Consider the following 25,104-nt stretch of genomic DNA (forward strand, 5'->3'; position numbering starts at 1 on the left):
ACGAGCGAGACGCTCCCTTCCTGGCCTCAGTCCGACGGCTGGGCGGTCACGTTGCCGTCGGCCGACTCGAGCGAACGGCTGTGGAGCGCCCGTCCGCCGTCCGCCTCGAAGAGGTGGATCGCCGACTCGGGAAACCGGATCGTCGCGGTCGTACCCGGCTCGATCGGTTGGAGGCCGGGAACGGTCGCGATGACCTCCCGCTCCCCAAGTCGAAGGTAGACGTTGTTCTCGTTGCCCTTCGGCTCGACGACGTCGACCGACGCGTTGAACTCGTGTTCGGGATCCCGCGAGTCGTCCGAGAGGATGACCTCGACGTCCTCCGGACGGATCCCGAAGACGAGATCGGTCACGCCCTCGACCTCCTCGAGCGTCGACGATGAGAGCGGATACTCGAACGAGCCGTCGTCCGCGACGAGCCGGTCGCCCTCGAGAGTGACGTCGGCGAAGTTCATCGCGGGCTCGCCCATGAAGCCGGCGACGAACAGGTTGTTGGGCTGGTGATAGCACTCGAGCGGCGTCGCCACCTGCTGGAGCACGCCGTCGTTCAGGATGGCGATGCGATCGCCCATCGTCATCGCCTCGGTCTGGTCGTGTGTGACGTAGACCGTCGTCGTTCCCAGTTCCTCCTGGAGGCGCTGGAGCTCGGTCCGCATCTCCGCGCGGAGCTTCGCGTCGAGGTTCGAGAGGGGCTCGTCCATCAGGAACACGGCCGGATCCCGGACGATCGCCCGGCCGAGCGCGACGCGCTGCTGTTGGCCCCCCGAGAGCTCTCCGGGCTTTCGATCCAACAGCCGCTCGATCCCCATCATCTCCGTGGCCTCCTCGACGCGTGCCGCGATCTCGTCGTCGGGCATGTCGGTCGACTCCTCGAGCCCGAACGACATGTTCTCCCGAACGGTCATGTGGGGGTAGAGCGCGTACGACTGGAACACCATCGCGATGTCCCGGTTCTTCGCCGGGACGTCGTTTATCACCCGTTCGTCGAGACGGATCTCGCCCGAGGTGATCGTCTCGAGGCCGGCGATCATCCGTAGCGTGGTCGACTTCCCACACCCTGAGGGGCCGACGAGAACGAGAAACTCGCCGTCCTCGATGTCGATCGACACCTCGTCGACGGCGACGATCTCATTGCCGTCGGTCTCCGTGAACACTTTCGTTACGTCGTCGAGTTTCGTTCTGGCCATGATCAGGTCCTCCGTGGTCGTCGTACTCGTGGATTCGGTCGGTGGGTCATCATATCTGGACGCCCTCCGCGAACTTATCGGCGAACAGCAGGTAGACGAACAGCGTCGGCAGTGCCGTCAGCAGCGCCCCCGCCATGCGCAGCGGGTAGTCGACACCCTCAAGCGCCTCGCCGAGCCCCGAGAGGATCAGCGTCGCCGAGGCGGCGGGATCGGTGACGCTCCCGATGATCGTCAGCGAGAAGAGGAACTCGTTCCAGATCTGCGTGAACTGGAAGATAAACACGACCGCGAACATCGGGATCGACAGCGGCAGGACGATTCGCTTGTAGATCCGCCAGACCGACGCGCCGTCGAGCCGGGCGGCCTCGATCATCTCCCAGGACATCGTCTTGTACTGCGAGCGAAACAGCAGCGTACAGATGGGAATCCCGTAGGCGGTGTGCGTGATGATGAGTTCGAGGATCGTCGCGTAGCGGGCCGTGAGTATCAGCCCGAGTCGGTACTCGAGCATCGCGTACTGCGACCAGAACTGCGTCAGCGGGACGATGACCGCCTGGTACGGGATGAAGATGCCCGCGATGAACAGCGCGAACACCGCGACCTGGCCGCGCCAGTCGACCAGCGTCAGCCCGTAGGCGGCCATACTCCCGAGGATCGCACAGAGGATCGTCGACGGGATCGTAAAGAGCAGGCTGTTGACCATCCCCCGTCCGAGGGCGTCGAACGCGAACGCCCACTTCTCGAGCGTGACGCCGCCGGGACCCGGCGGGGCGAACGGCTGCGTGTTGATCAACGCTTCGGACGTCTTGATCGACGTCACCAGTCCCGACTCGATCGGGATCAGATAGAAGGTCACCAGACCGACCAGCGTCGCGTACAGCCCGACGCGTCGGAGGCCGACCCCTGCGAGCGTCGTTCGGTCGTCGGTGTGCCGCTCGGTCGAGACTGACTCCCCGCTCATAGGTTACCCCGCTGGTACTGCGTGTAGAGATACGGCGTAATCACCGCAAGCGACAGCACGAACAGCGCGATCGCGATCGCCGAACCGTAGGCCCATTCCGACCTGCCGAACGCCTCGCGGACCATCTTGGTCGCGAGGATGTCCGCGCCCTGGCGGGGACGATACCCGCCGAAGATCGCGTACAGGAAGTCGAAGGCCTTCAGCGCGAACAGCACCAGCACAACCGAGGCGCTGACCATCGCGGGCCGCAACTGCGGGATGATCACGCGTCGATACATCCGAAGGGCGCTCGCCCCGTCGACCTTCGCGGCCTCGTACTGGTCGGACGGGATCGACCGCAGCGCGGCGAGGTAGATCACCATCGTATAGCCGCTGAACTGCCATACGAGCGCGAAGATCACCGCACCTAACACCAGTTGCGGGTTCCCCAGCCAGTTGTACGGACCGAGGCCGAACACGCCGATGAACTGGTTGACGATCCCGGCGTTGACGTTGTACATCCAGCGCCAGAACTGGGCGGTGACGATGAATGACAGCGCGAACGGCAGGAGGTAGATCGTCCGAAACGATCGCCTGAAGCGCACCTCGTGGTCGAGCAGGATCGCCAGCCCGAGTCCGATGAGCAGGCAGGCGAAGGTGAAGACCACGAGGAGGACAAGCGTGTTTCGCGTCGCCGCCCACATCCCCGGATCCTGAACCATCGCCCAGTAGTTCTGCAGGCCCAACTCGCCGTAGTCGGGTTCGCCAAACCCCGAGAACGTCGTGAGCGAGAGGAAGAAGTTCCACCCGATGGCGGCGTAGACGAAAAATCCCATCAGCAGGAACGGCGGCCCCCAGAACGGCGCAGACTGGACGACGTCACTATCGAGCCACCGCCGGGCCGTCGAGCGGCCGTCGGCCGTCCCGCCGTCGGTCCGGACACGCCGCTCGCGTCGAAGGCGACGCACGAACGCTATGACACGATTCATACGATCGATGGGTTAGACGGCGTTCATGAAGCCGCTGGTCGCGCCGTCCACGTCGAAGGGGTCGGCGAAGGTGTCGTTGAGCACGCCCTCAAGGTCCGACTGGGTGCTCGGATCCACCGCGAGACCGTGGGCGAGCGTCGGCGGCTTCTCCGAGGCGTTCTGGAAGTCCTCGATCGTGCTCGTGAGGTACTCGTTGAACTCGTCGGTGGACACCTCTTGGAGGGTGGGGATCGAACCCTTGTACTGATTGAACTGGACCTGGGCCGTCTCACCGCCGACGAACCGGAGGAATGCGGCGGACTCCTCGGGGCTGGGGTTCTCCCCCGGATAGATGAACGAGTCGAGGTGCAGGCCGTACATTCCGTCGGTTCCGGGAAAACGGACGGCGTCCCACTCCGCGCCGTACTCCAGACCCTCGTTGATGTACGCGCCCGCGACCCAGTTGCCCTGGTGGATGAACGCCGCGTCGCCGCTCATGATGTCCTGGTTGACCTCGGTGAAGTCGACGGACGCGGCGTCGTTGTTGATGTAGTTGCTCAGTATCTGCTCGAGCGTCTCGAACGTCGATCGGACGGCCGCCTCGTCGCCCTCGCCCTCGATGAAGCTCGTGTAGGCGTCGAACCCCTGGGTGCCGAGCATGGTGACGGCCCATGTCTGAAGGATCCCCCATGGCGCGAGCGACATCGCGAAGGGCGTGGCATCCGTTTCCGTGTTGACCGTGTCCAGCGCGTCGATCAGCGCATCGACGTCGCCCAGCGAACTCGGGTCGACGCCGGCCTGCTCGACGACCTCGACGTTGTAGAAGAGGTCGTTCATGCGGTGGGAACCGATCGGAACCGCCGAGAAGCCGTCGTCGAACTGGCAGGCCTCGACGGCCTCCTGGGCATGAGTGTCCTTCAGACCGGCCTCGTCCCAGACGTCGGCCTCGATGTCGCCGAGGGCGCCCTCGTACTGCTGGAGGTTGGCGCCCGGCCAGCCGGCGAACGAACTCGGCGGATCGTTGCTCTGGAGACGGTTCGCGACCGTCTGGTCGAGGTTCTCGTTCCCCCCACCTCCGATCGGGTTCTCGTCGATCTCCATGTCGGGGTACTCCTCCGCGAGCGCGCTGAAGAGGGCGTCGGCGGCCTCCGCGCCGTCCCCGCCGGTCCAGCCGTGGAGCACCTCGAGCGTGTTGCTCCACTCGCCGCTTCCCCCACCGCCACCGCCGCCGTCGCCGCCGTTCCCCTCACCGCCGGTCAGACAGCCCGACAACGCCAGTACACCTGCGGTCCCGGCGACGCCCCCTAGAACCGTTCGTCGCGAAAGTGAGTCATTATTGAACATGATCGGCACGAAGGGACCGAAGGAGCAGGGTCACTTAACATTTCTGTCTTACTTCATCACCGAGTTCCTCACACCGCGACCCTTTCGGAGAACACCCGCAGGCGGCCCGATCGGGAAGACCGAACTGCAATCGGAGGGATCGGCGACACGTTCGAGGAGAGCGGCGTTCCGGTGGCTTTTACCCGACTCCTCCCGAGGTGTCGCGCATGACGGAGGACTTCCGAACCGAGGAGGACAGCCTGGGCGAGGTCGAGGTGCCCGCGGACGCCTACTGGGGGGCCCAGACCCAGCGCGCCGTCGAGAACTTCCCCGTCTCGGGGACCACCTTCGGCCGGCGGTTCGTCCGGGCGCTGGGGGTCGTGAAGAAGGCCGCCGCACGGGCGAACCTCGACCTCGAACTCGTCGCGGAGGAGAAGGCGGAGGCGATCATCGAGGCCGCCGACGAGGTGATCGCTGGAGAACACGACGACCAGTTCCCGGTCGACGTCTTCCAGACGGGATCGGGTACCTCCTCCAACATGAACGCCAACGAGGTGATCGCGAACCGCGCGACCGAGATCGTCGGCGGGGAGATCGGTTCTCGTACCATCCACCCCAACGACCACGTCAACTACGGCCAGTCGTCGAACGACGTGATCCCGACGGCGATGCACGTCGCCAGCCTGGAGGCGGTCGAGAAGGACGTGCTGCCGGCGCTCGAGACGCTCGAGGAGGCGCTCGCGGCGAAGGAGGAGGAGTTCGCGAACGTGGTGAAGACGGGCCGCACCCACCTTCAGGACGCGACGCCGGTGACGCTCGGCCAGGAGTTCGGTGGCTACCGGACCCAGATCGAGAAGGGCCGCGTCCGCGTGAAGGCGACGCGCGCCCACCTCGCGGAGCTCGCGCTCGGCGGCACCGCCGTCGGCACCGGCCTGAACACCCACGAGGAGTTCCCCGAGCGCGCCGTGGAGTACATCAGTGAGGAGACGGGCATCGACTTCGTCGAGGCCGACGACCACTTCGAGGCCCAGGCGGCCCACGACGCGATGAGCGAGGCCCACGGCGCCCTGCGGACGGTCGCGGGCTCGATGAACAAGATCGCGAACGACCTCCGGCTGTTGGCGTCGGGCCCGCGAAACGGACTCGGCGAGATCGAACAGCCCGAGAACCAGCCCGGGAGCTCGATCATGCCCGGGAAGATCAACCCCGTCGTCGCGGAGTCGGTCAACCAGGTCCACAAGCGGGTCGTCGGCAACGACGCGACCGTCTCGACGGGGGCGGCCCGCGGCGAGCTCGATCTCAACCTCTACAAGCCGGTGCTCGCCCAGAGCTTCCTCGAGTCCGCGAAGCTCATCACCAACGCCGCAGAACAGTTCGGCGAGCGCTTCGTCGCGAAGCTCGAGGCCAACGCCGAGTACTGCGAGGAGCAGGTCGAACGCAGCATGGCGCTGGCGACCGCGCTCAATCCCCACATCGGCTACGACAGGGCGAGCGACGCCGCGAAAACGGCTCTCAAGGAGGACAAGACCGTTCGAGAGGTCGTCGTCGAGAAGGGGTATCTCGAGGAGGGCGAGGTCGACGAGGTGCTCGATCCCGCGAAGATGACCGAACGCGGCATCCTCGGCCAGGACTGACGACGCGGTCGGATTCGACGAAGAAATCAGTACAGTTATGCTCTCGTCCTGAGTGAGTCTCGACATGTACACGTGTCGCACCTGCAAGCGCACGTTCGCCACCGAGCTCGCGCTGTCGCTTCACCGCGACTCCTGTTCCGAGGGACAGCTGTTCTGTCAGGTCTGCGGGGACCGGTTCGCCGAGCGCCGTGCCACGCGCGACGGGTGGCACTACGCCTGCCCGAACGAGGAGTGCGACGGCGAGGGACTCACCGAGGACCTGCTCCGGATCGACGACATGCGGGTCGCGGTACGTCGATAGCACGGACCGTCGATCCCGCGTGCGCTGGCCCCGACGGACGCGACTCGCCTCCCCGAGACCGCATTCGAGATCGACCGCGGCGGCCACACGCCGCTCCGCTCGCTTCCGAGCCCGTCGTCTGGCCGCCCGGCACCCGACCTGATCGGTTCACGAAACTCGATATATAAACTTATACTTATTCGGACCGGATTCAGGAGCGTAATGCAACGACGAGAGTTCATCGCGCTCACCGGTGCCGCAACGCTTCCGCTCCTGGCCGGCTGTACGAACGACGAGGAGGGTAGCGAGGACGGAGGGCACGACGAGAACGGCACGGACGAGTCCGAGGACAACGAGAGCGACACGAACGAATCCGGACTGAACGAGTCCGACGACAACGAGAGCGACACGAACGAGTCGGGGATGAACGAGAGCGACATGAACGAGTCCGACGAGGACCTCTAACCGCCGGGCGCTCCCGGACGCGACTGGACGGTTTTTTATCGCTCGACCGCGCACGGCGGAACGATGACCGCGGAGTACGACTACGAATCCCTCGGGCTCGTCGCCGGTCTCGAGATCCACCAGCAGCTCGACACCGAGACCAAGCTCTTCTGTTCGTGTCCCACCGAGCGGCGTGACCCCGACGGGGCCGCTCGGCGCTTCACGCGCTATCTCCACCCGACGAGGAGCGAGCTCGGCGAGGTCGACGACGCCGCCCTTGAGGAGAGCCAGATCGACCGCGAGTTCGAGTACCTCGCCTACGACTCGACCTGCCTCGTCGAGGAGGACGAGGAGCCGCCCCATCGGCTCGACCGCGAGGCGCTCGGCGTCGCCCTCGAGATCGCCCAACTGCTCGAGATGGCCGCCGTCGACCAGGCCCACGTGATGCGGAAGATCGTCGTCGACGGCTCGAACACGTCGGGCTTCCAGCGCTCCTCGCTGATCGCCACCGACGGCGAGATCGAGACCAGCGCGGGCCCGGTCGGGATCGAGGACCTCCTGCTGGAGGAGGAGAGCGCCGCACGGATCGAGGAGACCGACGAGGGAGTGCGCTTCGGGCTCGACAGGCTCGGCATTCCGTTGGTCGAGATCGGCACGAGTCCCGACATCCGCTCGCCCGAGCAGGCGCGCGAGGCCGCCGAACGCATCGGGATGCTGCTTCGCTCGACGGGTACCGTGAAACGGGGCCTCGGCACCATCCGCCAGGACGTCAACGTCTCGATCGCGGAGGGCGCGCGCGTCGAGATGAAGGGCGTCCAGAGCCTCGACGAGATCGACGACCTCGTCCGCGAGGAGGTCGGCCGCCAGGTCGCGCTGCTCGAGATCAGCGAGGAGCTCGCCGAGCGCGACGCCTCGGTGGGCGATCCGATCGACGCGAGCGAGGTCTTCGAGGACACCGAGAGCGGCGTCATCGGCGGCGCGCTCGGTTCGGGCGGCTCCGTGATGGCCGTTCCCCTCTACGGGTTCGACGGCCTCGTGGGCCGCGAGCTCCAGCCCGACCGCCGACTCGGGACCGAGCTCTCGGATCACGCGAAGCGCCACGGAGCGGGCGGGATCTTCCACACCGACGAGCTTCCCGCCTACGGAGTCACCGGGAACGAGGTCGAGGCGCTGCGTGAGGCGGTCGGTGCGAGCGAGGGGGACGCGGTCGCCATCGTCGCCGACGACACCGACACGGCCGAGAACGCGATCGAGGCGGTCGCGGAACGCGCCCGAACGGCGATGGAGGGCGTCCCCGAGGAGACCCGTGGTGCGAACGAGGATGGCACCTCGCGGTACCTGCGCCCGTTACCCGGCGCGGCGCGGATGTATCCCGAGACGGACGTCCCGCCGGTCGAGCCCGACCCCTCGGAGGTCGAGGCGCCCGAACTGCTGACCGAGAAGGTCGAGCGGTATCAGTCCGAACACGATCTGGACGCCGGGCTCGCCGAACAGGTCGCCTACGGCCGACGCATGCCGCTGTTCGAGCACGTCGTGAGCGAGGGGGTCGATCCGACGCTCGCCGCCGGCACGCTCGAGTCCACCCTGACGGAGCTTCGGCGTGACGACGTACCCGTCGGAAACCTGACCGACGACCACCTCGCGGGGACGCTCGCGCTCGTACGCGACGGCGACCTCCCCAAGGGGAGCGTCGGCGACCTGCTGCGGGTGCTCGCCGAGGAGCCGTCGTTGACGGCCGAGGAGGCAGCGGAGCGCGAGGAGCTCGGCGGCGCCTCCGAGGGCGACGTCCGGGAGGCCGTCCGCGAGGTCGTCGAGCGAAACGAAGCGCAGGTCGAGGCCGAGGGGATGGGCGCGTTCTCCGGACTGATGGGCGAGGCGATGGGCACGCTCGGCGGGAAGGCCGACGGCGAGGTCGTCAGCACCGCCCTGCGCGAGGAGATCCAGAAGCGGACCTGATTCGCGTCTACGATCGAGTCGGCGCGGTATCCATGCGGTAGCGTCACCAAAACCGACGTCCGCAAGTCGGCGTCCGGCGCTCGCACCCTTGCCTTACTTCGCGTGCTGCCAGTACACCACCCGTTTCGCCTATCAGTGGCCGGAAACGAACGCCGACGACCACGAGTATCCGATCCGTAGGGGTGAGGCGAGATTCGGGATCAGCCGACGCGCTCCTCGATCGTCGTCGCCGTCACCGTCGGCCCTCATACCGTTCTGGACGGGTGATGAGGGCGTCCACTCTACGATCTCAACGCGCCGGCGATCGCCCCGCCGATCGCGCTATCGATCGCGAGGAGTGCCGCGAGAAACACGACGGCGGCGGCTATCCCACCACCGCCGAGGAGGCCGGTGACCGGATCGATCACGCCGGTCACGCCGAGAACGGTCGTGCCGATCACGACGAACCCAGCGAGGAGTACTCCGCCGAGAGCTCCCGCGAGCAGGCCGTGCCACGCGCCGCTCCCGAGCCCACCGGCGGCGAGCCATCCGGCGACGAACCCACCGATCAATCCGCCACCGATCTGCCCGATCACCGGAAGCGCAAGACCGAGCACGCTAACGAGCAATCCCACGACGAACCCGGTGATGACCGCCGACCATCGTACCATATGTCAGGATAGGCGCCTGAAAAGCAAAAGCTGAACGCAGGCAACTGCCAGAGGTGGTTCCCACGAGCGACCGCGGGAACGTCGATATCGACGGAGCGTATCGGAAAACGGGAGTAACGAAGGGATCGGATCGGTGACTGTGTGTGGATCCCGAAATCGGCCGCTCCCTCCTATCGCCGTCGTCACGTACAGGGGCAGTGAGATCCGGGCACACCGAAGGAGACGACCGTTACTTCCGCGTCGCGCGCTCGATCGCCCGCAGGACGCCGTGGAGCGTCGTGATCTCCCTGGTGGTGGGGTGAGCACGACCCACCAGCCGACGGACCAGCCGCATCGTCTTCGAGCGTTTCCCCTCGGGGTACTCGAGGCTTCCGAGCGTCGCGTCGAAGCGCTCGTAGAATCGTTCGATCTCGGACTCGTTCGCCCGCTCGCGCTCGACGTCGGGTAGCTGTGAGTCGGCCATCGCCAACCCGCGAAGCTCGTAGAGCGCGATCGTCGCGGCCTGTCCGAGGTTCAGTACGGGGTAGTCTGCGCTCGCGGGGATCGCACACACTCGGTCGATGCGCGCGAGCTCGTCGTTGGTCAGCCCGATCCGTTCGCGGCCGAACAGCAGGGCGACGTCCGTCTCGACGCCGGCGAGCTCCTCGGCGAGCTCCTCCGGGGTGGCGAACGGGAACCTGACGTGTTTTCGAGCGTCCTCGTTGGTCGTCGCCGTGAAGCCGACGGTGTAGAACCTCTCGACGATCTCCTCGAAGGTGACGACCTCCGCGTCCGGAAGGACGTCCTCCCGTGCCTGTCCCGCGAAACCGTAGGCCTCGCCGTCCCGGTCGAGTTCGGGCGGGTCGACGAGCTTCAGGTCCGCGAAGCCGAAGTTCTTCATCGCGCGGGCGATGGTGCCGACGTTGCCCGGCGTCTCGGCGTCGACGACGACGACGCTGATCACGAGGAGGGATACTCCCGGCCGAGGTCGACGTCGCGGAGATCGATGCGTTTTCCGTCCTCGGGAGCCTCGACCTCCAGTTCCTCGAAGTCGACGTCGCTCGGGTCGGGGACGTCCTCGGGGTCGGTGTCGACGTGTTCGATCCCGTCGTAGTTGCCCGGCGCGCGTCCGCCGCCGGCGAACCACTCGTGGAAGGCGTCCTTGAGTTCGTCCTCGCCCACGTACTCCCGTCCACCCTCCTCCCGAAACCAGTAGAGGAAGTCGGGCTCGTGCTCGTCGCAGAGCAGCACTTCCGAGCGGGGCTCGCCGTAGACCGCCTCCGCGACGTTACACTCCGCGATCTCCTCGTCGCCGTGGATCAGCCAGCAGGCCTGACACGGCGAGGTGACGAGCAGTTCGAGGCGCTCGAGACGCAGGCGCGTCTCCTCCGGAATCTCCGCCAACGGCTTGAACTCGCCGTCGGCGTCGAACACCTCCTGCTCGTCGAACCGCCAGCCTCGAAGCCCGATGTTCACCTTGCCCATGGCCGTTCTACCCGCGCGGTCGGTAAAAACCGCGTGGATCGCCCGGGGAACCGGACGGCCTATCCGGTCGCCCTCCCTACTCCCGCCCATGCAGAGCGTCGACGCGGCCGGGCTGGGGATCGGCGACGATCACCCGCCGCGGATCATGGGCGTGTTGAACGTCAGCCGCGAGTCACCCTACGACCCCAGCGTGTTCGACGACCCGGGCGAGGCTGCCAGGTACGTCGACCGTCAACTGCTCGCGGAGGGCGCGGACATCGTCGACGTCGGGCTGGAGTCGGCGAACAAGCGCCTCGACGTGCTCTCGGCCGAGGAGGAACTCGACCGGCTCGACGTCGCGTGCGAGACGATCGAGTCCGTGGGCGGCGACGCCGTGTTCTCGATCGAGACTCGATACGCCGAGGTCGCAGACGAGGCGCTCTCGCGTGGGTTCGAGATGGTGAACGACGTCTGTGGCTTCGCGGATCCCGCCATGCCCGAGGTCTGTGCGGCCCACGACGCCGCGGTCGTCAAGATGGCCTCGCCGCCCGACCTCGAGCGGCCGGGTGCGGTCGAGGAGATCGACTGGGCGGCCCAGCGCTCGCCCGAGTGGGCGCGCGAGGCGAGCTACGTCGACATGCTCTACGAGGCGCTCACGCACAACGGCCTCACCGAGAAGACGATCGTCGATCCCGCGTTCGGCGGCTGGAGCGAGGCGAAGACCCTCGAGGACGACCGCGAGACGCTCCGACGCCTCCGGGAGTTCCGCGCGCTGGACCGGCCGATGCTGGTCTCGATCAACCGCAAGAACTTCCTGCGCGAACTCGCGGATCGTTCGACCGAGGAGGCGCTTCCGGTCAGTCTCGCGGCCACGTCGATGGCCGTCGAGCGCGGCGCGCACGTGATCCGGACCCACGACGTCGCCCAGACGCGCGACGCGGCGCTGGTCGGCGAAGCGTTCTCCCGCGATCGCGTTCGGACGCCCTCGATCGAGGAACTCGACGTGACGACGACCCGGGAGGCCGCGCGCCACCTGGGGGCCGTCGGGATCGACGACGCGCCCGCCGACGAGGGGGTAGTACGTGTCTACCGGCTCTCCGACCTCGGCGAGGACCGCAAAACGCTCGCGAACGCGGCGGCGGCCGTGCCGGGCGTCCACCTCGCCGGCGACGAACCGGCACTTCTCCTCGGTACGCCGAACCGACTCGAGGAGCTGAAAGCGACGATCTCCCCGGAGTCGGAATCGCTCTCGGCGATACTATCCGTGATACGTCATGTCTAGGTCTAAGAGAAAGCTTATAACCACGCTGATGGAAGACGGGAGTGGAAGCCGGAACGGCCCCCGGGTAGGGGTACTCGGGCCGTCCCGGCCCACGGAACCGATCCTACGACGTCAAGCCGATGAGCGACCGCGATGAACTTCGAGAGCTGGGAACCGATCTACGAGGCGATCCTCTCGGATCTGGGGTTCGACCGGCGGAGTGACGAACGCGCACGCGACGAACTCGCCGAACTCGCCGAATCGTTCGACGAGCGCCGTCTCGTCCCCATCGAGGGGGCGACGGTCGCGGTCGCGGGCGCCGGCCCCTCGCTCGACGCGGAGCTCGAGGTCGCCGCGGACGCCGACGTCGTGATCGCGGCCTCCACGGCGGCTGACCGGCTCCTCGAGGCCGGCGTCGCGGTCGACGTGATGACCACGGATCTGGACAAGAATCCCGGGACGGCCCGGACGCTCTCCCACCGTGGCGTTCCGGTCGCGGCCCACGCCCACGGCGACAACCGCCCCGCGATCCGCGAGTGGGTCCCGCGGTTCGATCCCGAGAACGTGCTCGCGACGACGCAGGCCGCACCCGTCGGTCCCGTACGGAACTTCGGCGGCTTCACCGACGGCGACCGGGGTGCCTTCCTCGCCGACCACCTCGGCGCCGCCCGACTGGCGTTTCCCGGCTGGGACTTCGACGACCCCTCGGTGACGCCGACGAAACGCCGCAAGCTCGAGTGGGCCGAACGACTGCTCCGCTGGCTCGAGATCCGCCGAGGTGAGCGCTTTGCCGTCCTCGACGGCCGCCGCGAGGCGATCGATCCGCCGGACTCGGCGGGAGGTCCGTCGTGAGGAGCCTCGTTCGGCTCGACCGTCCACGACCTGTCGGTCAGTCGTCGGCGAACGCGTCGTCGGGTCCCTCGAGCGTCAACAGCTGATAGGATGTATGGCTACAGCACGACCGGCCCTGCATTCCGAGCGGTCTGACCTCGTCGGTCGGCGTGATCTCTATCGGGGAGATGCTCCCACAGTTCGCACATCTCGCCACTCCCTTCTCGACCTCTTCGTGTCCGCTCATCGGCTCGCCGATACGCGCCCGCGAGTCATGACCGTCGTACCCTACTGGTCGGGTACGCCGTCGCGCCGGTCGAGGCACGCTCGGCGCTCGACGGCCGCCGGGCGGCGATCACGCCGCCGTGCAACGTCGCGTCTTATGTGACACACCCACGCACCCCGAACCGATGCGCGCGGCTGTCCTACAGGAGTACGGCGAACCGCTGTCGATCGAGTCGGTCGATGCGCCCGACCCCGAGAGCGTCGTCGTCGACGTCGAGGCCTGCGGCATCTGCCGCAGCGACTGGCACGGCTGGCAGGGCGACTGGGACTGGCTCGGCATCCAGCCACAGCCGGGTCGGATCCTCGGCCACGAACCCGCCGGTACCGTCGCCGCCGGCGAGGACGCCGAGGACGTCTCCGAGACGCTCGAGGCGACGAGCGAGTACGACACCGTCGGCATCCCCGTGATCGACTCGTTCTGAGCGACGGCCGCGCGCTCGCGCTCCGATGGGGCGGCCGACCCCGGGCGAGTCCGCGATTCGACCGCATCCTCCCGTGCGGGCGGATTACGGGACGAGAACGACCTTCCCGCTGCTCTCGCGGTTCTCGATGAACCGGTGGGCCTCGTCCGCCGCCGAGAGCGGGAACGTCTCGCCGACGCTCACCTCGAGGTCCCCCTCGGCGAACCCCTCCGTGAGATCCGAGACCGACTTCAGCACGCGGTTCGGCTCGTGTCGGAGCGCTCGCCCGAGGTGGTAGCCGATCACGGAGGCGTTCCGGAAGAACACCTCCGGAGTCTCGATCCGGCCGGGCTCCCCGCTCGCGACGCCGTAGGTCACGACCCGGCCGAACGGCACCAGCGTCTTCAGGCTCCGCTCGAACGTCTCGCCGCCGACGCCGTCGAGGACGAGGTCGACCCCCTCGCCGCTGGTGCGTTCGCGGATCTCCTCGACGAAGTCCCCTTCCGTGTAGTCGATCGGGTGGTCACAGCCCATACGGGCGGCGTGCTCGAGCTTCTCGTCGCTGCTCGCGGTGCCGAACACCTCCGCACCGGCGCGCGAGGCGAGCTGGACGGCGGCGGTCCCCACGCCGCCGGCCGCGGCGTGGATCAACACCCGCTCGCCCTCCTCGAGGCCGCCCCACTCGAACAGACAGCCGTGAGCGGTGAGAAACTGGACGGGAAAACCCGCAGCCTCCTCGAAGCTCATCCCCTCGGGGACGGGGAAGATCGACTCGGGTTCGGCGATCGCGTACTCCGCGTACCCCCCGCGATCGAGCATCGCGACGACGCGATCCCCTGTCTGAACCGAGACGTTCTCGCCGACGGCGTCGACGGTGCCTGCCGCCTCCATCCCGGGTGTGAACGCCGGTTCCGGCCCGCCGGGGTACTCGCCGCGGCGCTGCATCACGTCGGCGAAGTTGATCCCCGCGGCCTCGACCTCGATCCGGACCTCGCCGGGACCCGGCTCCGGCCGGTCGGCCTCGGCGGGTTCGAGCACGTCGCTGTCGCCGAACTCCTCGGCTCGGATGAGCTCCATGTCGTCGGCTACGGACCCCCGATTCATAAAGACGGGACCGATCGGGACCGAGCGTGACCAGAGCTATGGCCCCCGCCGTCGTGGATCGACGCATGGCCGATCACCGTCTCGGGTTCGAGTCGTTCGAGGAGGAGCCGTCGCCGACCACGCTCGACGTCGAGGGCGAGCTTCCCGACTGGTTGACGGGCACGCTCCTTCGCAACGGTCCAGGACTGTTCGACGTCGGCGGCGAGGCGGTGACCCACTGGTTCGACGGCCTCGCCCTACTCCGTCGCTTCCGCTTCGACGACGGCATCGAGTACTCGAGTCGCTTCCTCCGAAGCGAGGCGTACCTGGCCGCCGCTCGGGGCGAACTCGCGTTCCGGGAGTTCGGGACGAACCCCTCACGATCGCTGCTCGATCGCGTCCGCGAGATCACGGGCGAGACGATGACCGACAACGCCTCGGTCACCGTCCGCCACCGCGACGGCGAGTTTCGGGCGGTCACCGAGACCAGTAGGGAGCTCGCGTTCGACCCCGAGGAGCTGACCACGCTCGGCGAGCGCCGTGACGCTATCGACGCGACGGGAACGCTCGCTCACGACCACTACGACCCGCTCCAGGAGGAGCGCGTCGGCCTCGGAATCGACTTCGGGTCCCGCTCGGGCTACCTCGTCTACCGCGATCCGGACGACGGACCAACCGAGGAGATCGCGAGAATAGGGGCCGACGAGCCGGCGTACATGCACAGCTTCGCGCTCACCGATCACTACGTCGTCCTCACCGAACACCCCTTCACCGTTCCGCCGACCCGACTGCTCGGCGACCGGCCGTTCATCGAGAACTTCCGCTGGTACCCCGAGCGCGAGACGCGGTTCCTGGTGGTCGACCGACGGACCGGCGAGACGGTCGCCGCGCCGTCCGTCCCCCCGTTCTTCACGTTCCACCACGTCGACGCCTACGAGCGCGCAAGCCAACTCGTGCTCGATCTGGTCGCGTTCGAGGACCACTCGTTCGTCGAGTCGCTCGCGCTAGCGAACCTGCGCTCGCGCTCGCCCGCGATCCCCGGCGGGGAGCTTCGACGCTACCGTATCGATCTCGACGCCGAGACGGCGAGCGACGAGACGCTCTTCTCGGGACCGATCGAGTTCCCCACGATCCACTACGCCGAGGCGAACACTCACCCCTACCGATACTGTTACGGCGTCGGCAAGGAGCCGGGATCGTTCAACGACCGGCTCCACAAGGTTGACGTCGAGCACGCCACCACGGAGACCTGGGACGAGGAGGGACTCCACCCGGGCGAGGCGCTGTTCGTCCCCGATCCCGGCGGCGAGGAGGAGGACGACGGCGTGTTGCTCTCGGTCGCGCTCGACGTCGAGGAGGAACGCTCCTGCGTGCTCGTCCTCGACGCCGCGGGGTTCGAGGAGGTCGCTCGGGCGTACCTCCCCGACGCGCTCCCCTTCGACTTCCACGGTGCGTTCTACCCCGACGGCGAGCGACCGATCCCGTCGATGAGCTAAGGGGCGAGCGCGTCGATCGTCGCCTCGATCTCCGCTCGCTCGGCTCCCCTGGGAAAGCCTACCGCGACCGCGTCGAGTTCATCGACGCGTTCGAACCGCTCGAGTGCCTCCCTCGCCTCCTCGGGGGTGCCCGCCGCACAGAGGTCGTCGAGCATCGCGTCGTCGATCGCCTCGAGCGCGCGTTCCCGCTCGCCGCTCCCCCACGCAGCGGCGATCTCGGCGACCTCCTCCTCGTAACCCTGCCCGGCGAGCGAGTCGCGGTAGTAGGTGCCCATGCCGCCGACGTAGAAGGCGAGGTGCTGGCGGGCGAGCCGTCGGGCACGCTCGCGGTCCTCCAGCGCGCAACAGTTCAGCGACAGCGTAACCCGTGCCTCGTTCCGATCGCGATCGCCGAGTTCGGCTCCCCGGTGGAGGTCCTCGAGGCGCTCACGGATCCCCTCGGGCGTGAAGAGGATCGCGTGCCAGCCGTCGGCGAACCGTCCGGCGAGTTCGACCGCCTTCGGCCCCATCGCTGCGACGTCGATCGGCGGGGCAGGGGTGGGCGCCTCGCCCCGGAGGCGAAAGCCCGACAGCTGGAACAGCTCCCCCTGATACTCGACGCGCTCGCCCGAGAGCACCTGCTTTACGATCTCGACGTACTCGCGGGTCCGGCGCAGTGGCCGCTCGAACTCGACGCCGTGCCAGCCCTCGATCACCGCGGGACCGCTCGGACCGACTCCCAGCCGGAACCGTCCCCCGGAGACCTCCTGGAGCGTCGCGGCCGTCTGGCCGAGCAGCGCGGGCGAGCGCGAGTAGACCGGCAGGATGCTCGACCCCAGTCCGATCGAGTCGGTGCGTTCGGCGAGCACCGTGAGGACGCTCACCGTGTCGCGACCCCAGGTCTCGGGCAGCCAGAGTCGGTCGTAGCCGTCCGCCTCGGCCCGTCGGCCGTAGGAGACGATCGGGTCGATTCCCGTCTGGGCGGCGACCGGCATGTGGACGTCGAGCGTGGTCATCGGGATCCTCCCCCGCGCCGTTCGTGCATACCACCAGAGCGGAGGCCGGCGACTAAAAGACGCGGGTCACTCCATCGCGATCCTCGGCGGATCGATGCTCGCAGTCTCGATCTGGTCCATCCTGTGGAGGTGTTTCTCCGCGGCGTAGGCGACCAGGTCGTCCTCCCCGAGGCCGGTACCCCCTTCGCTCGCGGCTGCGGTCTTCGCGACCTCCTGGGTCAGCTCCAGCAGGTCGCCGACGGTCCCGTACACCAGGTCCGCGTCGACGGCGCCGCTCTCGATCAGCGCCGTCAGCTTCGCCATCCCGAACCCGACGTGGCGTCCCTCGTCGGCGCGGATCCGTGCGAACGCCTCGACCAGTCCCGCCAGGCGCGGGAGCCCCGGCGTTCCGCCGTCGTAGTCCGTCTGGACGGCGTAGTAGCCCGTCTGGGCGAGGATCCCCTCGACCGTGAGGTGGTAGTGACAGTACGCTCGCGCCCGGTTCTCTGGACTGTCGGTCTCGAGCAGGCGGGCCATCGCGGCCTCGTTGCGTTCGAACAGCTCGTGGTAGGCGGGGAAGAACCACCGCTCGTCGGTCGGCGAACTCCGGTCGAGTCCGCGTGCCTCCTCCGCAGGCCCGATCACCTCCCGCCAGTAGCGATCGAAGAAGTCCGCGTGTTTGGCCTCCTCGTAGAGCTGGGTCGTCACGTAGAGCTGGTCCTCGACGTCCTCGAGGACGACCGCCAGCGGCGCGAGGTCCTCGGTGACCGCCTCCTCACCAGCGCCGAACAGCGCGAGCGTCCGCCGCAGGTCGTCGAACGTCGCCCCATCCAGCTCCTCGATCCGCTCGCGATCCGTCGAGAGGTCGATCGTCCCGGGATCCCAGTGGCGTTCGACGGCGTTCCGGAAGTACCGGTACGATCGGGACTCGACGTTCAACGCGTTTCCTCCACTCCTCGACTGACTCATGATTATCTATCGCATGACGTCAAGAAAAGTGTTGCCGCCGGGCGGAGCCTTTTCGTGCTCCGGTCCGAACGTCGACCATGTCGATCACCCTGTACCAGCTCGACGGCTGTCCGTACTGTGAGAAGGTCGCGGACCGCCTCGACGAACTCGACGTCGAGTACGAGACCGTCTGGACCGAGGCGCTCCACTCGGGACGAGACGAGGTGAAACGCGTCTCCGGCCAACGGGGCGTGCCGGTGCTCGTCGACGAGGAGCGCGGCGTGACGATGCCCGAGTCCGAGCGGATCCTCGAGTTCGCGGAGAAGAGCTACGCATGAGATTCCGGTCCGCTCGACCCCCGTCCCGATGACGAGGGCTCCCCATCCCTCCGGAGACGAACCGAGCGGCACACGCCGGTAATGACAGATATTATAAACGAATAAGCGACGCCCGATCGACCGTTCACCCGATGGGGGAACGCACCATCGACACGTCCGAACCCGCGACCGACGGTTCCGATGCGACCGTCGATCCGTTACCGTCCAGTCTCGACTCGACCACGTCGAAACTCGTCTCCCTCTACCTGCAGATCGAGGGAGAGGCGACGATCGACGAGATTCAACGTGCGCTCCGCGTGAAGAAGATCGCGCTCTATCCGTCGCTGCGGACGCTCTCGTCGACGGGCCTCGTCCGCAGGGTCGGAACCACCTACCTCGCCCGGGAGCACGCGGAGGGGGCGGAATGAGACCGAACCCGCGTCCGGTTCGTGCGGTTCTATGGCTCCGGACGCTGGCGCCCCACGGGATCAACGAGACCCAGACCGGGGTCATCGATCGGCTCCGGCGGCTCGAGGCGGACGGTCGGATCGCCGGCCTCGACGTCGACGTCTGGGGGGCGTCGATGGGGATCGATCGCTCGGTCGACCGGAATCCCTCGGACGTACACGAAGCGGTCACCGAGTTCGAGCGCTGGCGGACGACCGGGACTGTACGCTCCGGCCAGCCTTCGAACGGCGCAGTGCTCGCGTTCCCGAGGAGACACGTATCGTGCTTCCACTGCTCTGTCTCGCCGTCTACGAGGCGGAGACCATACGAGCGGTCTATCCCCACGTCAACGGTGAGGACGTTCACACGATCCACGACGGCGTCGACGCGCTCGAATCAATGACGCCGGGCGACGAAGGCCTGTCGGGCCGGGCGGACGGGGAGACGACACCTCCCCACCTCTGAGGATCGGCGATGACGATGCGTCGGTGTGACGTCGAGATCGGAGCTACTACTGCCGTTCCCACGGAACAGAGCGGCCCGAATCGGTTTCGCCGAGCGGGACTACTCCCGAGGCGAGGGGGCGGCCCGCTGGAGCGCGGTCTCGGCGACGTTGCCGCCGTAGTCGCCGATCCGTGACAGCGAGTCGACGATCAGCCCGAGCAGTTGGGCGTCCGACGGTTCGACCCCGCGGAGGCGGTCGTCGATCGTCCCGGCGCGTTCGTCGATCCGTTCGGTTCGCGCGAGCACGCCGGTAGCGAGCTCCGTCGCCCGCTTGCCGTCGTCGACAAGGAAGGCGTCTAGAGCGTCCTCGACGATCCCCCGGGACTCGGCCTCGAGCGCTGCGAGGGGTTCGCGGACGGGCTCGGGGAGGCGTTCGAGCTCGCGGGCGTGGGCCGCGATCTTCACCGCGTGGTCCGCGACGCGCTCGATCTGTCTGGCAGACGATCGGTAGTCGAAGCAGGCCTCGCGCCCGAGTCCGACCGTCGCCGCGGATCGCGGATCGCGAAGGACGTTCCGGAACAGCCGCGAGACGACGTACCAGAGCCGGTCGACGTCGTCGTCGCGCTCGATCACGTCGGCCGCACGGTCGTCGTCGCCCTCGAGCAGGGCGGCCATGGCGTCCTCGAGCATCGACAGCGCGAGCAGGCGCATCTGCATCACGGTGTCGTGGACCGAGAGCTCCGCCGGGTCCAGGAAGTCCCGAAGGACGACCTCGCTCTCGGTCTCGGCGCTCACCTCGAAGCCGACGAGCCGGTCGGCCGCACGTCGGGCGGCCCGTCGCTGCTCGGCGCCGATGGAGTCGGCCTCGACGACCACCTCGGAGAACCCGTTGACGTAGAGCGTGACCAGTCGGCTCGTGAGCTCCCGCGGATCGAGACCCGCCGCGTCGATCCGGGCGCTCCCCTCGTCGTCGATCCTCGAGGGGGTCGCGATCAGGGTCTCGCCCTCCGGGAAGAACGCGAGTTCGCTCCCCGCCTCGATCCCCGAGTCGGTCGCCCATTCCTTCGGCAGTGAGACCGTGAGCGTCGAACCGCCCGTGATTTGGACCTTTCGGACCTCCATACGTCTCCCTTCGAGCCCCTTCACATAAACCCTTTCAAAAATATATAGTCAGGATCACAGCCGATCGTATCGGTACGATCGACTCTTGTAAAGCGGCGGTTCGACGGGATCTAGGAGGGTTTCGTACCGATACGTCGTGCTGTAGGTCGATATATTGTAGTATAGATATCTATATAGTTATCTTAGAAGGGTACTTACTCGTTCGCGCTCTGGCCTTCGAACGAGGGGAGCGGAACCAGCGGCCGGCCGTCAACCAGGGAGGGAGCTTCGCTCTCTCACGGTCGTCGGACGCGTCGTCCCGTCGTCGTGTCGCGCTCGACGAACGGAGTCGCGGAAGGACTGGGGACCAACACGAGGAGACTCAACGAATGGCATCACAGGAATCACGACCCGACACCGACGATCCGATCATCCAGACGGACATCGAAACCGGAACGACGCGTCCGAGATCCGACGAGACCGTCCTCGAGGCGAGAGGTCTCGACGTCTACTACGGCGACGACCGCGCGATCGATTCGGTTGACGTCGAGATCCCGGAGAAGCAGGTGACGGCGATCATCGGTCCCTCGGGCTGTGGGAAGTCCACGTTCCTCCGGTGTATCAACCGCATGAACGACCAGATCGTCGTCGCCCGGATCGACGGCGAACTCCTGTTCCGGGGGAAGAACGTCTACGATGAGGACGTCGACCCGGTGGCGCTACGCCGAAAGATCGGGATGGTGTTCCAGAAACCCAACCCGTTCCCCAAGTCGATCCGCGAGAACGTCGCCTACGGCCTGAAGGTTCAGGACGAGGAGATGACCGATGGGAAAATCCGACGAGCGCTCGAACGCGCGGCACTGTGGGACGAGGTGAAGGACAAGCTCGCTTCCTCGGGACTCGACCTCTCGGGCGGCCAGCAACAACGACTGTGCATCGCGCGAGCGATCGCGCCCGATCCCGACGTCCTGCTGATGGACGAACCCGCCAGCGCGCTCGATCCGATCGCTACCTCCCGGATCGAGGACCTGATCACCGACCTCGCGGAGGAGTACACCGTGGTGATCATCACTCACAACATGCAGCAGGCCGCCCGGATCAGCCACAAGACCGCCGTGTTCCTTACCGGCGGAAAACTCGTCGAGTTCGGCGACACTACCGGCGTCTTCGAGGACCCCGACCACCAGGAGGTCGAGGACTACATCACGGGGAAGTTCGGATAGATGGCCCGAAACGAGTACCGACGGCGCCTCTCGGACCTCAGAGGGGACGTCGTCGAGATGGGCGATCTCGTCCTCGAACGCCTCGATACGGCGCTGGACGCCCTCGAGGCACGCGACGGAACGCTCGGACGGGAGCTCGCAGAGCGCGACTACGAGGTGAACGAGCGATATCTCGACCTCGAGAGCGAGTGTACCGACCTGATCGCGCTCCAACAGCCCGTTGCGGGCGACCTGCGCTTCATCGTCGCGTCGTTCAAGATCATCACCGATCTCGAACGCATCGCCGACCTCGCGACCAACCTCGGCGAGTACGCGGGTCGAGCGGAGGACGAGATCGGTCCCGACGTCGACGTTATCTACATCGGTGAACGCATCCGGGAGTCGGTGGCCGACGCGATGACCGCCTACGCCGAGGAGGACGCCGAGGCGTGTCACCTGATCGCCGATCGGGACGACGAGATCGACGACCTCTGTGAGCGCGCGAGCGAACTCGTCATCCGCGACCTGATCGAGACCGACCTGAGCACCGCCTCGGCCGACCCCCTCTTCGCGGAGGTCTCGCGTTTCCTGCTCACGATCCGCGACCTCGAACGCGTCGGTGACCATGCGGTGAACGTCGCGGCGCGGACGCTCTACATGATCGAGAACGACGCCGAACTCATCTACTGAAACGAGGAAGACGACACATATGACACACATCGCATTCGTCTGCGTACAGAACGCGGGCAGGAGCCAGATGGCGACGGCGTTCGCTGAGCGCGAACGGGAGGAACGCGGCCTCGACGACCTCGAGATCCTCTCCGGAGGGACTCACCCGGCCGAGGCGGTCCACGACGTGGTGGTCGAGGTGATGGACGAGGAGGGGATCGACCTCTCCGAGCGCGTCCCTCGAGAGATCACCGGAGAGGAACTCGAGAAGTGTGAGTACGTCGCGACCATGGGCTGTTCGACGCTCTCGCTCGACGACTCGATCGACGTGCGCGACTGGGACCTCGACGATCCCCACGGAACGGAGCCCGAGGAGGCCCGCGAGATCCGCGAGGAGGTCCGCGAACGCGTCGAATCGCTGTTCGACGAGCTAGAGACCCGGTCGTAACCGTCGACGGACCGGATTTCGAGGGTCGCGACGACGGAGCGGTCGGGGCACGGCTCCCCGCGACTCGATCGTGAGGGCTTAGTCGACGGACGCGCTATCACTCGAACATCCGAGGTCATCGAATGCGACTGCACGAAATGGCGGACGAGGAGATGCCCACCCCCGTTACGTGGGTCCGCAAACGCGAACGAACGGCCGCGGCGCTCGCGCTCTCGCTCGTCGGGTTCGACACGCAGAACCCGCCGGGCCACACGGCGGAGATCGTCGACTGGATCGAGGAGCGGCTCCGAACGTGGGGCATCGAGACCGAGCGGGTCGTCGCCGACTCCGCCAAGCCGAACCTCGTCGCGACGATCCCCGGCGAGAGCGATCGGACCCTGCTGTTCAACGGCCACCTCGACACCGTTCCCTATCGGCCAGGGCGATGGAGCTACGACCCGCTTGGCGAGCGCGAGGGCGACCGGATCTACGGCCGCGGCGCCGAGGACATGAAGGGGCCGATCGCCTCGCTGCTGCTCGCGGCGCGGGCGTACGCCGAGACGGGGACGACTCCACCCGTCAACGTGCGGTTCGCGTTCGTCGCCGACGAGGAGACCGGCGGGGAGGCCGGGACCGCGACGCTCCTCGATCGGGGGGCCGTCGATCCGGAGGCGTGCGTCGTCACGGAGACGACCTCCGCGGCCGACCGACGGTCCGTGACCGTCGCGGAGCGGGGGAAGCTGTGGCTCACGCTCGAGGCGAGGGGACGGGCGGCCCACGGCTCGCGTCCGATGCTCGGCGTCAACGCGATCGACCGGCTTGACGACGCGATCGAGGCGTGTCGGGACTCGATCGATGGCCGCCGGCTGTCGATCGATCCCGTCCTGAATCCAGTGATCGAGGAGTCCGTCGACTACTACGCGCCGGCGGTGGGTCGCGAGACGGCGCGAGCGATGTTCGAACGACCGACGACGAACCTCGGGACCTTCAACGGCGGGGAGTCGATCAACAGCGTGCCGGAGCGGGCGGTGGCCGAACTCGACGTCCGGCTCACCCCCGGCGTCGATCCGACCGAGGTACTGGCGGCGCTACGTGACGTGCTCGACGAATACGATCGCGTCTCGATCCGGGACATCGACTCGACCACCGGGACGTACGAGGCGGCCGACAGCCCCATCGTCGACCCGATCACCGAGGCGGCTCGACGCGTGACCGGCGACCGGATCCACCGACGCTGTGCGAGCGGCGGCAGCGACGCACGCCTGCTGCGGAACGCCGGCGTCCCGAGCGTCGAGTTCGGCCTCGGCATCGGCACCGCACACGCGACGAACGAGCACACCACGGTGGGGACGATCGTCGGGAACGCGGCCGTCTACTCCCTGCTACCGCTGCTCTGTTGACCGTTCGACTCAGCCCTACTTCAGGATGTTCAACCCGATGACCCAGGGCGAGCGTTACGATCCCGACGCCGAGTACGTTCCGGAGCTCCGCGGAGTCGATCCGGAGACGATTCACTCGTGGTACGAACTCGACGAGGCGAGTCGTTCGGACGTCGGCTACCCGGTCCCGGTCGTCGATCGCGCCGAACGCAGAGAGGTAGCGATCTCGACGTTTGAGCGAGCGCGCGGAGGTTGATATACGATAACATGGGGCTTCTAAAGCTTTAACAGCGCGGCCGGAGATGGTAGGAGTGGAGCAGATCACTATGCCAGAGAAATCCAACGCCGAACTGCCGCCGCTTCCGTACGACTACGACGCGCTCGAACCGCACCTCTCCGAGCAGGTCGTCACGTGGCATCACGACACCCACCACCAGGGATACGTAAACGGCCTCAACTCGGCCGAGGAGACGCTAGCCGAGAACCGTGAGGCGGGCGATCACGGTACCACGCCCGGCGCGCTGGAGAACGTGACCCACAACGGCTGTGGGCACTACCTCCACACGCTGTTCTGGGAGAACATGAGCCCCGACGGCGGTGGCGAACCCTCCGGCGACCTCGCGGACCAGATCGAGGAGGACTTCGGCTCCTACGAGGGCTGGAAGGACGAGTTCGAGGCCGCCGCGAGCGCCGCGGGCGGCTGGGCGCTTCTGGTGTACGACCCCGTCGCGAAGCAGCTGCGCAACATCAAGGTCGACCGCCACGACCTCCACGCGCTGTGGGGTGCCCACCCGGTCCTGGCGATCGACGTCTGGGAACACTCGTACTACTACGACTACGGCCCGGACCGCGGCAGCTTCATCGACGCGTTCTTCGAGGTCGTCAACTGGGACGAGGCCGAACAGCAGTACCAGAAGTGCCTCGACCAGTTCGAGTCGTAGAGTCGTAACGCGACGACCGGCAGATCCACACGTTTTTTGCGCGACCGTCCACCGACCGTGAGCTTTACCGCCGTCT

The 25,104-nt window shown here is 67.2% G+C and carries 26 protein-coding genes and 3 pseudogenes; 17 read left to right on the forward strand and 12 right to left on the reverse strand.

The features are described 5' to 3' along the window. Positions 1-26: 26 nt before the first annotated feature. From V0Z78_RS08925 to V0Z78_RS08940, 4 genes are read right to left on the reverse strand one after another with little or no spacing between them, the layout of a single operon-like run. Entirely contained in the window at positions 27-1,184 is a 1,158-nt protein-coding gene (locus V0Z78_RS08925; RefSeq protein ID WP_336344279.1) for an ABC transporter ATP-binding protein, read from the reverse strand. A gap of 49 nt (positions 1,185-1,233) precedes the next feature. Further along, positions 1,234-2,145, reverse strand: coding sequence for a carbohydrate ABC transporter permease (locus V0Z78_RS08930; RefSeq protein WP_336344280.1), 912 nt, complete (start codon positions 2,143-2,145; stop codon positions 1,234-1,236). Continuing rightward, positions 2,142-3,113, reverse strand: a complete 972-nt coding sequence (locus V0Z78_RS08935; RefSeq protein ID WP_336344281.1) for a carbohydrate ABC transporter permease — start codon at positions 3,111-3,113, stop codon at positions 2,142-2,144. Before V0Z78_RS08935 ends, V0Z78_RS08930 begins: the two co-directional genes overlap by 4 nt. Positions 3,114-3,125: 12 nt before the next feature. Beyond that, a complete protein-coding gene (locus tag V0Z78_RS08940; protein ID WP_336345176.1) occupies positions 3,126-4,436 on the reverse strand; it encodes an ABC transporter substrate-binding protein in 1,311 nt (436 codons plus the stop codon). Positions 4,437-4,642: 206 nt separating this feature from the next. Here V0Z78_RS08940 and V0Z78_RS08945 point away from each other — a divergent pair, with 206 nt between their 5' ends. The 4 genes from V0Z78_RS08945 to gatE all read left to right on the forward strand — a co-directional run bounded on the left by V0Z78_RS08945 (position 4,643) and on the right by gatE (position 8,729). Beyond that, a complete protein-coding gene (locus V0Z78_RS08945; protein ID WP_336344282.1) occupies positions 4,643-6,049 on the forward strand; it encodes a class II fumarate hydratase in 1,407 nt (468 codons plus the stop codon). A gap of 64 nt (positions 6,050-6,113) precedes the next feature. Then, entirely contained in the window at positions 6,114-6,350 is a 237-nt protein-coding gene (locus V0Z78_RS08950) for a transcriptional regulator (RefSeq protein WP_336344283.1), read from the forward strand. A gap of 201 nt (positions 6,351-6,551) precedes the next feature. Continuing rightward, on the forward strand, positions 6,552-6,794 hold the full coding sequence (locus tag V0Z78_RS08955; RefSeq protein WP_336344284.1) for a hypothetical protein: 243 nt from the start codon (positions 6,552-6,554) through the stop codon (positions 6,792-6,794). Between the two features lie 63 nt (positions 6,795-6,857). Then, positions 6,858-8,729 carry a Glu-tRNA(Gln) amidotransferase subunit GatE gene (gene gatE / locus V0Z78_RS08960; protein ID WP_336344285.1) on the forward strand — a complete coding sequence of 624 codons (1,872 nt, stop codon included), beginning with the start codon at positions 6,858-6,860 and terminating at the stop codon, positions 8,727-8,729. A gap of 281 nt (positions 8,730-9,010) precedes the next feature. Here the strand turns inward: gatE and V0Z78_RS08965 are convergent, their stop codons facing one another. The 3 genes from V0Z78_RS08965 to V0Z78_RS08975 form a co-directional block, all read right to left on the reverse strand. After that, the gene (locus tag V0Z78_RS08965; RefSeq protein WP_336344286.1) at positions 9,011-9,379 is read right to left on the reverse strand and encodes a DUF5518 domain-containing protein; all 369 of its coding nucleotides are present in this window, start codon (positions 9,377-9,379) and stop codon (positions 9,011-9,013) included. 229 nt (positions 9,380-9,608) lie between these two features. After that, positions 9,609-10,322 (reverse strand): RNA methyltransferase, encoded by a 714-nt coding sequence (locus V0Z78_RS08970; protein WP_336344287.1) that lies wholly within the window; start codon positions 10,320-10,322, stop codon positions 9,609-9,611. Then, the gene (locus V0Z78_RS08975; RefSeq protein WP_336344288.1) at positions 10,319-10,843 is read right to left on the reverse strand and encodes a hypothetical protein; all 525 of its coding nucleotides are present in this window, start codon (positions 10,841-10,843) and stop codon (positions 10,319-10,321) included. The genes V0Z78_RS08970 and V0Z78_RS08975 overlap by 4 nt, the downstream gene beginning before the upstream one ends. A gap of 88 nt (positions 10,844-10,931) precedes the next feature. Here V0Z78_RS08975 and folP point away from each other — a divergent pair, with 88 nt between their 5' ends. Beyond that, a complete protein-coding gene (gene folP / locus V0Z78_RS08980) occupies positions 10,932-12,104 on the forward strand; it encodes a dihydropteroate synthase (protein WP_336344289.1) in 1,173 nt (390 codons plus the stop codon). 132 nt (positions 12,105-12,236) lie between these two features. Then, positions 12,237-12,935 carry a 6-hydroxymethylpterin diphosphokinase MptE-like protein gene (locus V0Z78_RS08985; protein WP_336344290.1) on the forward strand — a complete coding sequence of 233 codons (699 nt, stop codon included), beginning with the start codon at positions 12,237-12,239 and terminating at the stop codon, positions 12,933-12,935. A gap of 37 nt (positions 12,936-12,972) precedes the next feature. Here the strand turns inward: V0Z78_RS08985 and V0Z78_RS08990 are convergent, their stop codons facing one another. Beyond that, positions 12,973-13,161, reverse strand: coding sequence for a hypothetical protein (locus V0Z78_RS08990; RefSeq protein WP_336344291.1), 189 nt, complete (start codon positions 13,159-13,161; stop codon positions 12,973-12,975). Between the two features lie 163 nt (positions 13,162-13,324). On the opposite strand from V0Z78_RS08990, the pseudogene V0Z78_RS08995 reads away from it, so the two are divergent. Next, positions 13,325-13,561 (forward strand): annotated as a pseudogene (locus tag V0Z78_RS08995) (alcohol dehydrogenase catalytic domain-containing protein); the annotation flags it as partial. A gap of 144 nt (positions 13,562-13,705) precedes the next feature. On the opposite strand, the gene V0Z78_RS09000 reads toward V0Z78_RS08995, so the two are convergent. Continuing rightward, complete coding sequence (locus V0Z78_RS09000; RefSeq protein ID WP_336344292.1) at positions 13,706-14,677, reverse strand: quinone oxidoreductase family protein; 972 nt, start codon at positions 14,675-14,677, stop codon at positions 13,706-13,708. 92 nt (positions 14,678-14,769) lie between these two features. Between V0Z78_RS09000 and V0Z78_RS09005 the strand changes: the two genes are divergently transcribed. Continuing rightward, positions 14,770-16,179: a carotenoid oxygenase family protein gene (locus V0Z78_RS09005; RefSeq protein ID WP_336344293.1), complete on the forward strand. Its 1,410-nt coding sequence runs from the start codon at positions 14,770-14,772 to the stop codon at positions 16,177-16,179. Here the strand turns inward: V0Z78_RS09005 and V0Z78_RS09010 are convergent. Together V0Z78_RS09010 and V0Z78_RS09015 are read right to left on the reverse strand one after the other, a co-directional pair. Next, positions 16,176-17,174, reverse strand: coding sequence for a TIGR04024 family LLM class F420-dependent oxidoreductase (locus tag V0Z78_RS09010; RefSeq protein ID WP_336344294.1), 999 nt, complete (start codon positions 17,172-17,174; stop codon positions 16,176-16,178). The two genes, V0Z78_RS09005 and V0Z78_RS09010, sit on opposite strands and share 4 nt — an antisense overlap. 66 nt (positions 17,175-17,240) lie before the next feature. Then, positions 17,241-18,122 (reverse strand): ribonucleotide-diphosphate reductase subunit beta, encoded by an 882-nt coding sequence (locus V0Z78_RS09015; RefSeq protein WP_336344295.1) that lies wholly within the window; start codon positions 18,120-18,122, stop codon positions 17,241-17,243. Positions 18,123-18,199: 77 nt separating this feature from the next. Here V0Z78_RS09015 and V0Z78_RS09020 point away from each other — a divergent pair, with 77 nt between their 5' ends. From V0Z78_RS09020 to V0Z78_RS09030, 3 genes and pseudogenes are all read left to right on the forward strand, one after another. Then, positions 18,200-18,439, forward strand: coding sequence for a glutaredoxin family protein (locus V0Z78_RS09020; protein ID WP_336344296.1), 240 nt, complete (start codon positions 18,200-18,202; stop codon positions 18,437-18,439). A gap of 131 nt (positions 18,440-18,570) precedes the next feature. After that, complete coding sequence (locus V0Z78_RS09025) at positions 18,571-18,846, forward strand: hypothetical protein (protein ID WP_336344297.1); 276 nt, start codon at positions 18,571-18,573, stop codon at positions 18,844-18,846. After that, positions 18,843-19,330: pseudogene (locus V0Z78_RS09030) on the forward strand (HTH domain-containing protein). The gene V0Z78_RS09025 and the pseudogene V0Z78_RS09030 overlap by 4 nt, the downstream one beginning before the upstream one ends. Positions 19,331-19,429: 99 nt before the next feature. Here V0Z78_RS09030 and V0Z78_RS09035 read toward each other — a convergent pair. Next, the gene (locus V0Z78_RS09035; protein ID WP_336344298.1) at positions 19,430-20,431 is read right to left on the reverse strand and encodes a phosphate uptake regulator PhoU; all 1,002 of its coding nucleotides are present in this window, start codon (positions 20,429-20,431) and stop codon (positions 19,430-19,432) included. Between the two features lie 368 nt (positions 20,432-20,799). Here V0Z78_RS09035 and pstB point away from each other — a divergent pair, with 368 nt between their 5' ends. From pstB to sod, 6 genes and pseudogenes are all read left to right on the forward strand, one after another. Then, complete coding sequence (gene pstB, locus V0Z78_RS09040; protein ID WP_336344299.1) at positions 20,800-21,633, forward strand: phosphate ABC transporter ATP-binding protein PstB; 834 nt, start codon at positions 20,800-20,802, stop codon at positions 21,631-21,633. Further along, on the forward strand, positions 21,634-22,302 hold the full coding sequence (gene phoU / locus V0Z78_RS09045) for a phosphate signaling complex protein PhoU (protein ID WP_336344300.1): 669 nt from the start codon (positions 21,634-21,636) through the stop codon (positions 22,300-22,302). Between the two features lie 19 nt (positions 22,303-22,321). Next, a complete protein-coding gene (locus V0Z78_RS09050) occupies positions 22,322-22,729 on the forward strand; it encodes an arsenate-mycothiol transferase ArsC (protein ID WP_336344301.1) in 408 nt (135 codons plus the stop codon). 122 nt (positions 22,730-22,851) lie between these two features. Further along, positions 22,852-24,108 carry a M20 family metallopeptidase gene (locus V0Z78_RS09055; RefSeq protein ID WP_336344302.1) on the forward strand — a complete coding sequence of 419 codons (1,257 nt, stop codon included), beginning with the start codon at positions 22,852-22,854 and terminating at the stop codon, positions 24,106-24,108. Continuing rightward, a pseudogene (locus tag V0Z78_RS09060) lies at positions 24,092-24,343 on the forward strand (FAD-binding domain-containing protein); the annotation flags it as partial. The gene V0Z78_RS09055 and the pseudogene V0Z78_RS09060, both read left to right, overlap by 17 nt. Before the next feature lie 70 nt (positions 24,344-24,413). After that, positions 24,414-25,028 carry a superoxide dismutase gene (gene sod / locus V0Z78_RS09065; protein ID WP_336344303.1) on the forward strand — a complete coding sequence of 205 codons (615 nt, stop codon included), beginning with the start codon at positions 24,414-24,416 and terminating at the stop codon, positions 25,026-25,028. Positions 25,029-25,104: the final 76 nt, after the last annotated feature.

The sequence above is a fragment of the Halalkalicoccus sp. CG83 genome, assembly GCF_037081715.1.
GTDB lineage: Archaea > Halobacteriota > Halobacteria > Halobacteriales > Halalkalicoccaceae > Halalkalicoccus > Halalkalicoccus ordinarius.

What these genes read in the sequence shown, in the direction of transcription:
- pstB (WP_336344299.1), top strand. Translation starts at nt 20,800, where the DNA reads ATGGCATCACAGGAATCACGACCCGACACCGACGATCCGATCATCCAG.
- V0Z78_RS09010 (WP_336344294.1), bottom strand. Translation starts at nt 17,174, where the DNA reads ATGACCACGCTCGACGTCCACATGCCGGTCGCCGCCCAGACGGGAATC.
- V0Z78_RS08955 (WP_336344284.1), top strand. Translation starts at nt 6,552, where the DNA reads ATGCAACGACGAGAGTTCATCGCGCTCACCGGTGCCGCAACGCTTCCG.
- V0Z78_RS08945 (WP_336344282.1), top strand. Translation starts at nt 4,643, where the DNA reads ATGACGGAGGACTTCCGAACCGAGGAGGACAGCCTGGGCGAGGTCGAG.
- sod (WP_336344303.1), top strand. Translation starts at nt 24,414, where the DNA reads ATGCCAGAGAAATCCAACGCCGAACTGCCGCCGCTTCCGTACGACTAC.
- V0Z78_RS09015 (WP_336344295.1), bottom strand. Translation starts at nt 18,122, where the DNA reads ATGAGTCAGTCGAGGAGTGGAGGAAACGCGTTGAACGTCGAGTCCCGA.
- V0Z78_RS09055 (WP_336344302.1), top strand. Translation starts at nt 22,852, where the DNA reads ATGCGACTGCACGAAATGGCGGACGAGGAGATGCCCACCCCCGTTACG.
- V0Z78_RS08940 (WP_336345176.1), bottom strand. Translation starts at nt 4,436, where the DNA reads ATGTTCAATAATGACTCACTTTCGCGACGAACGGTTCTAGGGGGCGTC.
- V0Z78_RS09005 (WP_336344293.1), top strand. Translation starts at nt 14,770, where the DNA reads ATGGCCGATCACCGTCTCGGGTTCGAGTCGTTCGAGGAGGAGCCGTCG.
- folP (WP_336344289.1), top strand. Translation starts at nt 10,932, where the DNA reads ATGCAGAGCGTCGACGCGGCCGGGCTGGGGATCGGCGACGATCACCCG.
- V0Z78_RS08925 (WP_336344279.1), bottom strand. Translation starts at nt 1,184, where the DNA reads ATGGCCAGAACGAAACTCGACGACGTAACGAAAGTGTTCACGGAGACC.
- gatE (WP_336344285.1), top strand. Translation starts at nt 6,858, where the DNA reads ATGACCGCGGAGTACGACTACGAATCCCTCGGGCTCGTCGCCGGTCTC.
- V0Z78_RS08935 (WP_336344281.1), bottom strand. Translation starts at nt 3,113, where the DNA reads ATGAATCGTGTCATAGCGTTCGTGCGTCGCCTTCGACGCGAGCGGCGT.
- V0Z78_RS09035 (WP_336344298.1), bottom strand. Translation starts at nt 20,431, where the DNA reads ATGGAGGTCCGAAAGGTCCAAATCACGGGCGGTTCGACGCTCACGGTC.
- V0Z78_RS08975 (WP_336344288.1), bottom strand. Translation starts at nt 10,843, where the DNA reads ATGGGCAAGGTGAACATCGGGCTTCGAGGCTGGCGGTTCGACGAGCAG.
- V0Z78_RS09000 (WP_336344292.1), bottom strand. Translation starts at nt 14,677, where the DNA reads ATGGAGCTCATCCGAGCCGAGGAGTTCGGCGACAGCGACGTGCTCGAA.
- V0Z78_RS08950 (WP_336344283.1), top strand. Translation starts at nt 6,114, where the DNA reads ATGTACACGTGTCGCACCTGCAAGCGCACGTTCGCCACCGAGCTCGCG.
- V0Z78_RS09020 (WP_336344296.1), top strand. Translation starts at nt 18,200, where the DNA reads ATGTCGATCACCCTGTACCAGCTCGACGGCTGTCCGTACTGTGAGAAG.
- V0Z78_RS08930 (WP_336344280.1), bottom strand. Translation starts at nt 2,145, where the DNA reads ATGAGCGGGGAGTCAGTCTCGACCGAGCGGCACACCGACGACCGAACG.
- V0Z78_RS08965 (WP_336344286.1), bottom strand. Translation starts at nt 9,379, where the DNA reads ATGGTACGATGGTCGGCGGTCATCACCGGGTTCGTCGTGGGATTGCTC.
- V0Z78_RS09050 (WP_336344301.1), top strand. Translation starts at nt 22,322, where the DNA reads ATGACACACATCGCATTCGTCTGCGTACAGAACGCGGGCAGGAGCCAG.
- V0Z78_RS08985 (WP_336344290.1), top strand. Translation starts at nt 12,237, where the DNA reads ATGAACTTCGAGAGCTGGGAACCGATCTACGAGGCGATCCTCTCGGAT.
- V0Z78_RS08990 (WP_336344291.1), bottom strand. Translation starts at nt 13,161, where the DNA reads ATGAGCGGACACGAAGAGGTCGAGAAGGGAGTGGCGAGATGTGCGAAC.
- phoU (WP_336344300.1), top strand. Translation starts at nt 21,634, where the DNA reads ATGGCCCGAAACGAGTACCGACGGCGCCTCTCGGACCTCAGAGGGGAC.
- V0Z78_RS09025 (WP_336344297.1), top strand. Translation starts at nt 18,571, where the DNA reads ATGGGGGAACGCACCATCGACACGTCCGAACCCGCGACCGACGGTTCC.